The 9,573-nt window shown below is 45.3% G+C and carries 8 protein-coding genes and 1 pseudogene; 5 read left to right on the top strand and 4 right to left on the bottom strand.

Going from position 1 to position 9,573, the window contains the following annotated elements:
• Nucleotides 1-808, top strand: an 808-nt coding sequence (locus RMO35_RS17100; protein WP_309742520.1) for a metal ABC transporter solute-binding protein, Zn/Mn family, incomplete at its 5' end; no start/stop codon positions are given.
• Here the strand turns inward: RMO35_RS17100 and RMO35_RS17095 are convergent.
• Complete coding sequence (locus RMO35_RS17095) at nucleotides 801-1,220, bottom strand: metalloregulator ArsR/SmtB family transcription factor (protein WP_309742519.1); 420 nt, start codon at nucleotides 1,218-1,220, stop codon at nucleotides 801-803. The two genes, RMO35_RS17100 and RMO35_RS17095, sit on opposite strands and share 8 nt — an antisense overlap.
• Nucleotides 1,221-1,388, bottom strand: coding sequence for a metallothionein (locus RMO35_RS17090; protein WP_309742518.1), 168 nt, complete (start codon nucleotides 1,386-1,388; stop codon nucleotides 1,221-1,223).
• Between the two features lie 163 nt (nucleotides 1,389-1,551).
• Here RMO35_RS17090 and RMO35_RS17085 point away from each other — a divergent pair, with 163 nt between their 5' ends.
• From RMO35_RS17085 to RMO35_RS17070, 4 genes are all read left to right on the top strand, one after another.
• The gene (locus RMO35_RS17085) at nucleotides 1,552-1,818 is read left to right on the top strand and encodes a hypothetical protein (RefSeq protein WP_309742517.1); all 267 of its coding nucleotides are present in this window, start codon (nucleotides 1,552-1,554) and stop codon (nucleotides 1,816-1,818) included.
• Nucleotides 1,819-1,846: 28 nt separating this feature from the next.
• Nucleotides 1,847-2,332 (top strand): GNAT family N-acetyltransferase, encoded by a 486-nt coding sequence (locus tag RMO35_RS17080; protein WP_309742516.1) that lies wholly within the window; start codon nucleotides 1,847-1,849, stop codon nucleotides 2,330-2,332.
• A gap of 225 nt (nucleotides 2,333-2,557) precedes the next feature.
• Nucleotides 2,558-5,935 (top strand): alkaline phosphatase, encoded by a 3,378-nt coding sequence (locus RMO35_RS17075; protein WP_309742515.1) that lies wholly within the window; start codon nucleotides 2,558-2,560, stop codon nucleotides 5,933-5,935.
• Nucleotides 5,936-6,166: 231 nt separating this feature from the next.
• The gene (locus RMO35_RS17070) at nucleotides 6,167-8,203 is read left to right on the top strand and encodes an ABC transporter ATP-binding protein/permease (protein ID WP_309742514.1); all 2,037 of its coding nucleotides are present in this window, start codon (nucleotides 6,167-6,169) and stop codon (nucleotides 8,201-8,203) included.
• A gap of 55 nt (nucleotides 8,204-8,258) precedes the next feature.
• On the opposite strand, the gene RMO35_RS17065 is transcribed toward RMO35_RS17070, so the two are convergent.
• Complete coding sequence (locus tag RMO35_RS17065) at nucleotides 8,259-9,104, bottom strand: metal ABC transporter permease (RefSeq protein WP_309742513.1); 846 nt, start codon at nucleotides 9,102-9,104, stop codon at nucleotides 8,259-8,261.
• 244 nt (nucleotides 9,105-9,348) lie between these two features.
• A pseudogene (locus RMO35_RS17060) lies at nucleotides 9,349-9,573 on the bottom strand (manganese ABC transporter ATP-binding protein); the annotation flags it as partial.

Genomic DNA, 9,573 nt, shown 5'->3' with positions numbered 1-9,573 from the left:
GACCAAACAAATTGCAGCTAGCACTGTAAATGTAGTCTGCTTGCTTGCTCCTGGTAGCGACCCTCACGTTTATAAACTGACACCAGAATCTAGACAATCGATCGAGGATGCCAAACTAGTCTTATATGGAGGTTATGACTTCGAGCCAGAGCTGGAGAAAGCGATTAAAGCCACATCTAACTCAGCTCTAAAAATCGCCGTACATGAAGTTGCCGTACCGCAACCCCAGAAATTTGAAGAAGATGGTAAAAGCACGACAGATCCGCATGTTTGGCACAATGCCCAGAATGGGATTAAAATTGCTGAAACGATCGCGACTAGTTTAGAAAAAGTTGTCCCAGCCCAAGCCGCAACTTACAAGCAAAATACTCAAAAATTAACTTCTGAAATCGGGCAGCTCGATACTTGGATTAAATCGCAAATAAACACAATTCCTACGGCTAAAAAAGTATTATTTACCACTCATGACGCACTAGGATACTATTCAAAAGCTTATGGAATCCGGGTTGATGCTTTGGAAGGATTGAGTACGGAAGAAAAACCAAATGCAGCTAGAGCGAAAGAACTGGTTGGCAAAATTAAGCAGGCACAAGTACCGACTATTTTTGCAGAATTGACACTCAATCCTAAATTAATTACTGCGATCGCGCAAGAAGCGAAAGTAAAAGTAGCACAGCAAGAAATCTATGCTGATGGCTTGGGCGAAGCGAATAGTCCAGGTGGAACTTATCAGCAGATGTTAGTTTCCAATACTAAAGCGATCGTCGAAGGATTAGGGGGTAAATATACACCTTTTGCGGCTAAATAAGTGCGATCGGCTCGTTGGCGTAGCCTCTCTGAAAGAGAATCGCCGCCTGGTAAAAGTCGAGCATCTGACGATCTTGCAGGCTATAGAATACATGCCGCCCCTGCTTGCGAAAATTGACCGATCGGTTTGCCCTGAGCATTCTTAACTGATGGGATACCGCCGATTCGTTCATCTCCAACATCGCCGCCAAATCGCCAACGCACATTTCCTTCGCTGCGAGGATCGAGAGAATTCGCAACCGATTGGGATCGGCTAAAAAGCCTAAAAACTCTGACAGACGCTGTGCCTTCTCCACCGAGAGCATTTCGGTGGGTGGGGAATTTGCATCGTCAGGGTGAGTCGGATGGGGAGCTTCACAACAAAGTTCTTCCCCATCTTCGCTCGTTACTGGTTCGGTAGATCGATCTGACATTTATTTGCTGCATCCACAGCCTGTGTGTCCGCAACCTTGTCCGGCGGGATGACCGTTAGCACAAGCATCGCCACAGTAATGTTTGCCGTCTTTGACGATCGCGTCTGAGAGCGAAACGATACACAGGCAGGAGTTACAAGCACATTTCATTTGGGTAACAGTAGACATGGTGGTTCTCTTTTGAGTTATCTTAATATCCTAACACATGAATGCACGTTCAGGTAATCACAACTGGGAATCCTTACAATTTCCATTTGCCGTAAAATGCAAAATGCTAGAAGCCGCTCGGACAGATTTATAATAGCGATCGAATCGCTGAAAAATATTTAAGATGAAACTATTTAACTTACTATGGCTACCTGTGGCTGGAGCGATCGGAGCCACTTATCTCGCTCAAGCTAATCCTTCCCAACCGCAACCGCAGCCAGAGGCACTTAAAGCCTGGAAGATCCAACCAGTAGCAGCACCTGTTATCGACCCCAAATCTGCCCACCAAGCTTTACTTGCGCGACAACAACAACTTGCTGGGAAAAATTTTAGTTGTGATTGCAATGGCTGTAGGGTAGCGGCACTGCAAGTAGGTATCACACTCAATTAGATGGCAAGTTCGCCAGATTTAACTAGTTTTGGCAAAAGAATATGATGGATTTATGTCCGATTACTTTAGAGTGACTTATGGTGGAAAAGAGGAATTATTTTTTGCTAAAACGTTGTTCGTCTGCGATCTGCAAGGTAAACCCATCGCCACCTGCTTGAGTTGGCAAGCGTATGATGAATTTAATACGATTCAATGGTTCAAAGTCCTCAAAGAATGCGAAGGACAAGGTGTTGGTACTTTGCTTTCAATTATTATGCGGAAACTAGAAAGGCAAGATTATCCTGTTTACTTGCACACACAGCCATCTAGTTTTCGAGCAATTAAGCTTTATTCAGATTTTGGGTTTTCGCTGCTTTCAAACGATAGTTTCGGTATGAGGAAAAACGAGCTAGAGGAATGTATGCCGATTCTAGAAAAATTCATGCCGAAAGAATTATTTGAAGATCTAAGAATTACATCTGCTCCGAAAGCGTTTGTGGATGTGCTTGAGAAACAAAGCACCAACCAATTCTAAACTTGGAAAAATGCGATCGTTTTTACATTGCTGTTGCACTCAATCGATTTAATTGTTAACCCGCTCATTAATCATCCTTAACCTATTTGTGAAATCATTGTGTGAGTGGATAATCATTATCATTTCCGCACTAAAAACTTTTAAAATTTCGCTCCAAAACCCGTCTCAAATCAATTGTAACTGGCTCTAGACAACCGTTTACCAATCATACAAATTTGGATCGTCATGCAAACTGGAAATCATGTTATCTTTATCCATCCCGATGGGACTAGCCCATCTCACTACGCAGCGGCGCGGTTTGTCGAACAAGGCCCCGACGGACGGCTGAACTGGGATAATCTTGACAAAGCAGGTGTCTACCTGGGACACATGGAAGATCAACTGGGCGGCACATCTAATGGTGGTGCTGTTACCCATGCAACAGGCGCGAAAGTCTATGCTGAATCCTTCGGTCTGGAGCAAGGTAATACCCCCGTCAAATCTCTGTCTGGCACTAGCAAAACGATCGTCGAGGAAGCTAGAGATGCAGGTAAAGTGACTGCACTAGTCCAATCAGGTGCGATCTTTGAGCCTGGTACAGCCGCCTTTGTTGCCAAAACCAAGGAAATTGTTAACCCAGATGGTAGCAAGACTGTGCCCCGCTCTCAACAAGCAGAAATCGCCAAGCAGGTGATTAATTCTGGGGTCAACTTTATCTTGGGCGGTGGGGAGCTGAACCTGATTCCGGTCGGTCAGGCGGGTTTTCACGGCACTGCGGCTGAATACGATGCGCTCAGTAAAAGTTCGCTCGTCCGTCCTACTGAAAATTTAATCGAACTCGCCAAAAAATCTGGCTATACGGTGGTTTACACCGAGGCACAGTACCGAGATCTACTCGACCCCAAGAAGACTCCCATAACACCGACTAAAGTACTGGGTGTATTTGCACCGATTCATACTTTTAACGATCGACCAGAAGAAGCCTTAGCCGCAGCGAATCTCCCACTGTACAAGGAATCTGCACCGACAATCGGTGAGATGTTGGATATCACCCAGAAGTTGATGGAGAAGCACCCCAACTTCAAAAATGGATCGATCTCGATCGTTGAAGAAGAGGGTGCGGATAACTTTGGGAATAATAATAACGCTGCTGGCACGATCGAAGGCACGCTCCGCGCTGACAAAGCGATCGGCGTAGCTTTAGACTTTATCAATCGCTATCCTAATACCTTAATCTTAACTGCTGCCGATAGCGATGCGGGTGGCTTGCAAGTTACTGACGTAGCCGATGCCACCAAGCCCGTCGGCACAATTAATAATAACCCGACAACTACCCCGCGTCCGATCCCACAAGATGGTAAAACAGGGGCTGGTACACTCCCATTCCTCGCCGCTCCCGATGCGAATGGAAATGTATTTCCCTTTGCAGTGGCTTGGGCTGGTACGCCAGATTTTAGCGGTTCGATCGTTTCTAAAGCGCACGGTCTTAACTCGGATAAATTGCCTGCGACTGTAGACAATACGGTTATGTACGAGTTGATGTACGAGACATTATTCGAGAAAGAACTCACCTCGCGCAATCCGGCACCGACTAAGGCTCCAGCCGCGACTAAAGATACTGGGAATGTCATCTTTATCCATCCCGATGGTACTGGGCCGTCTCACTACATGGCATTGCGGAATGTCGATAAAGGGCCAGATGGTCGCTTGAACTGGGATAATATGTCTAATGCGGGGGTCTACCTCGGACATCTGGAAAACCAGTTGAGTGCTACTTCTAATGCAGGTGCAGTCATCCACGCAACTGGGACGAAGGTATTTAATGAGTCCTTCGGTTTGCAAGAAGACAACTCTCTAGTTAAACCTGGTTCGGGCAATACAGGTAAAACCATCTTAGAAGAAGCGATCGAAGCTGGTAAAGCTACCGTGCTGATTCAGTCTGGACACCTTGCCGAGCCTGGTTCGGCGGCGTTTGCTGCCAAAACCACCAATCGCGATGGTAACGAAATTCGGGCGCGGGATAAATATGCCGAAATCATCGAGCAGGTGATTCGTTCTGGTACTAATGTGATTTTTGGTGGTGGTGAGCTGTATATGCTACCCAAAGGCTCCACCGGATTTCACGTTACGGCGGCGGTAGATGCGTCTGAAAGCAGCCCACAACGTCGCCCGACGACTAACCTCATCGATTTAGCCAAGTCGCTCGGATACACGGTAGTGTACACCGAAGACCAAATGAATCAGGTGGTAAATAGTGCCAAGCCACCAGAGAAAATCCTCGGTGTATTTGCAGCGGTCAATACTTATGACGATCGCACCGAAGAAGCATTGGGATTGAATACAGCCAGTCCTAAGCCGCTGTATGTAGCCACAGCTCCGACTGTCGCCGAAATGCTCGAAGCATCGCTAAAGATCGTCAAACGCGATCCTGATGGCTTCTTTGCTGTCGTCGAAGAAGAGGGTACCGACAACTTCGCCAATAATAATAACGCGGCTGGCACGATCGAAGCAATGCGCCGCGCGGATGCTGCCATCGGTGTCGCCCAAAAATATGTCGATACCCAAGACCCCAACACCTTGGTAATTACGGCGGCTGATAGCGATGCAGGTGGCTTACAGGTTTACCAGTACGCTCCATACGCTCGTCCGGCTGGTAATATCACGACAGATTTCGCGCTCAAGGACAGTGAAACTCAAGTTCCGTTTATCGGCATCAACCCAACTACCACCAACACTACTCGCGCCTTCCTCGATGGTGCTAATGGTAGTACCGCCAGTACAGAGTTCCCCTGGAAACCATTTAGTGCCAAAGATAGTATCGATGGCCCGATGGGTAACTTCGGGGTAAGCTGGGTCGGAACGCCGGACTTTCCTGGTAGTATCGTCGCTAAAACTTATGGTTTAAATGCCGATAAATTGCCCAGCACCCTCGACAATACCGAGATCTACAACCTGATGTACAAAACATTGTTTGGTACTTCCAGTCAGCAAACCTTAGTACCCGGAACTGCTGGTGCTGATGACTTAGTAGCTGGCAAGACACCAGGCTTTGATGGTGTTAACGACCTCGTATTCACAGGTGCAGGTAACGATAAAGTGGATGTCCCAATTGCTGGATCGATCGCTGGGAATAACCGGATTGACTCTGGCAGTGGTGCAGACACGATTTTTGTTGGTAATAACGATCGCGTCTTTGGTACGGCTGGCGACGATACCCTCGATGCTACCGATGCCAAAGACTATCGGATCTCCGGCGGTGCTGGTAATGATACCCTGTTCCTCGGTGCAAATGGTCGCGCTCTAGGTGGCGACGGTAACGACAAGTTATTCGCTGGTAGCGGCGGTAATAACCTCCTCTCCGGCGGTGCTGGTGCCGACCAATTCTGGATTGCCAATGCCGAAATTCCTGGTGCGGCGAATACGATTGTGGATTTCCAAATCGGTACCGACGTAATCGGAATTCAGGGTGCCAAGAGCTTGGGGATTAGTGCAACCAGTCTGAAATTGACTCAAATTGGTGCGGATACTAGCATCAACTTTGGCTCTCAAACCTTGGCAATCCTGACCGGAATTCAAGCGAGTAGCTTAACTCCTGGTAATGCTAGCCAATTTGTCTTTGCCTAACCGCAAAGAAACTTTCCTGTTAAAACTACCAGGCAAAATAAGTAACTAACGTTATTTGTTTTGCCTGTTTTTTTGATTTCAATGGGATGATTTTGTGGTTCATCAGTGGCGATAGTCAGTTGTCCACTGATGTTCTGGACGATAAAAATATATTAAGATTCATTAAAGGAGTAATGTAAACAACCTCGATTATCGTCAACTCCTTAATATCCCGATTTGGATTCAATTGCTATGACCGCAGAATCTCAGCCTAAATTGCCACTCAAATTTCGATTCGATCGCCAGCTTTGGCAGCGATTTGTTGAAGTTGCCCAACCTTACTTCTATCCACCAGGGCCGAGAAGTTCGCTTCAGTTTCTATTGCTAATTTTAACACAACTAGTATTTGTTGTTGCTTTTACATTCTTTTTTGTTGTCGTCCTTGCCTTAATTGGCTTTCAGTTCGCGCCTAAATTTTTTGCAGGGTTAGTAAATGAGATTATCTATCTCAAGTTTCTATCTAGCTTGGGCAAAAGCTCGATGGAGATATTTCAAAATCTCCTGACATTTACACCTGCTTATATATTTTTGGTATTACTAATCGTCAGTAGTGGCATATTCTACGCTTATCGACGGAAGCTCAAAGGACGAGAAAAGCAATGGTTAGTATTGGGACTATTACTATTTTTGGCATTCATCGTCAGTAGTCTAAATGTGCTGATTAGCTATGTCTTTCGATTTATCGATAATGCTCTCAATGGTAGAAATCCCCAGGTATTTTGGGAGTTTCTATGGGTGTATGGTATTACGCTAGTTGTGGCGATTCCCATTCTGATTAGTTATCGGTACACGCGACGAAAACTAGCTCTGTTCTGGCGAGAGTGGCTGACGAATACATTTTTAAAGGATTATTTTAGCAACCGAGCTTATTATGAACTAGATTCCAATGCAGCTAATACAGATATTGACAATCCAGATCAACGGATGACTGAAGATGTAAATTCTTTTACAACGACTATTTTAGATCTGATTTTAGATATTCTGGATTCAGTTTTAGATTTGGTCGCCTTTACCGGAATTCTGTATAGTATCTCCACCCAATTGACGATCGGATTGGTTGGCTATGTTTCTATTGCCACTATTTTGGCAATGTGGATCGGGACTAAGCTAATCAAGATTAACTTCAATCAATTGCGACTTGAAGGTGATTTCCGCTATGGGATGGTTCACGTTCGCGATAATGCCGAATCGATCGCTTTTTATCGGGGCGAGAATTTAGAACTCAATCAAGTTGAAGGTCGATTCGGTCGAGCGATTAGAAACTACGATTTATTGATAATTTGGCTGGCGCTGTTAGATATCTTTCAGTATGCTTATAACTATTTTGCGCGGTTGGTACCTTACCTAATTGTGGCACCTTTATATTTTGCTAAACAAGTTGATTTTGGCACGATCGGGCAGGGGATATTTGCCTTCCAAATGGTGCTGAGTGCTTTATCAATCATCCCGACGCGAATTCAGAGTATTTCTTCATTTGCCGCGAGTATCGAGCGGTTGGGGATGCTGTACGAACGCTTTCGGCACCGGGAAACTAGAGATGTTGTCGGTACTGGGATTGTCAATTACCCCTCATCTTATTTTAAAGTAGATGGACTCACGCTCAACACTCCCAATGCCGAGCAGACTCTATTTGAAAATCTCTCCTTCGAGCTAACACCACCTCAATCCTTGCTGGTAGTGGGTGCGAGTGGCTGCGGGAAAAGTTCGCTGCTGCGAGCGATTGCTGGGCTGTGGCGCAACGGTACGGGCACGATTGAAAGTCCCGATTATACACAAGCTCTATTCCTGCCCCAGCAGCCCTATATGCTCCTAGGTACCTTGCGCGAACAGTTGAAATATCCCAACCTGCGGACAAATATCACCGATGAGGAAATCCAATCGGCACTGGCAATAGTGAACCTGGAAAACTTATCAGTACGGATGGGTGGACTTGACGCCCAAAAAGATTGGGCTGCTGTCCTCTCCCAAGGCGAGCAACAGCGGTTAGCTTTTGCGCGAATTCTGCTCAGCCAGCCGAAATACGTCATTCTCGATGAAGCTACTAGTGCCCTGGATGTGACTAATGAGCGGCGGCTCTACGAGTTACTACAAAGTCAAGATATCACTTATATCAGTGTTGGGCATCGTCCTAGTCTGATTGACTATCATCAAACGGTGTTGGATTTACGATCGGCAGATCGTGACAGTTGGCAATTATTGGCGGCGAAAGACTATCAATTCGCCAGTTAACTAGCGAATTTCGACAATCTGCACCCATTCTCCTCAAACGGGGCAGATTGTCGAGTTAAGATGGCGATCGAAATCGTTGAGTCAAAATACCTTGAGAGGGGCTAAGTAATAATGCGAGGATAAATAAACCTGAAGATACAATGACGATCGCCGGGCCAGACGGCACATGTTTGAGATGAAAACTAATATATACGCCACTCAGACTCGCAACCGCACCGATAAATGCACCCAAAATCATCATTTGATGCAGCTCTTTTACGAGTAGATATGCCGTCAAAGCTGGCCCAACTAATAGCGAAATCACTAGTATGACACCTACTGCCTGCATACTAGCAATAATCGTCAGCGTAATTGCCGACATAAATCCGAGATGAATCACTCTCACTGGTAAGCCCATTGCTTCGGCTCCAGTTCGATCGAATGTATAGAATAACAACTCTTTATAAGACAACCAAACTACTGCCAGAATCAACGCCGTGACAATTGCCGTTCGATAGATATCAGTTGTCGTTGTTCCCAAAATATCGCCAAACAGAAAACTATCAAGATCGATATTATTCCTGAGTACAGAAATCAAAATAATTCCAACCGAAAAGAAACTAGAAAAAGTCAGCGCCATTGCCGCATCAACCTTGACTCTCGATTGCGATCGAATCCACGAAATAGTCCCCGCACCCATGATGCCAGATATAAACGCCCCGATCGCAATATCAATACCCAAGAAGAATGAAAGCGATAATCCTGGCAAGACAGCATGGGCGATGACATCTCCATACAATGCCATCCGTTGGACAATGAGATAACTACCGACTACCGGACATAAAATACCAACGAGAATGCCAATGACGATCGCATTTCGCATGAATTCATACTGCCAAGGTTCGACGAGAAAATTTAGCATATTCAGATCTTGTGTTAAAACAAGGTTACTAGTTTTTTAGTGGATAGTGAATAGTGAATAGTGAATAGTGAATAGGCTATTTTCAATCGTTTTTACATGCTGGTAGAAGATGCGTTCAGACCTAAGATCGATCGTCAACCAAGCAACCGATTAACCCAAGTTGCTAGTTACAGATTTTTAGCTGCAATTCAATAGAAACTCTCAACACTATTCACTTTCCACTATTCACTATCCACTTACGTCATTAACAAAATAAATCTGTACTAGGATTGCGATCGCTTTGCTGATGAAATGAAACACCATAAGCTTGTTGTAGATTAGCCGGAGTCATGACTTTTGCGGGCGAACCATCGGCAATTAGACTTTGATTGAGCAGCAAAATTCGATCGAGTTGACTTAGAGATTTTCCCCATTCATGGGTACTAACTAGTAAAATTTTACCCGCAGTTCGCAGTTCTCCAAAAACTTC

This window comes from Chamaesiphon sp. OTE_20_metabat_361 (genome assembly GCF_031364565.1).
This window is presented reverse-complemented; position numbering and strand designations above follow the sequence as displayed.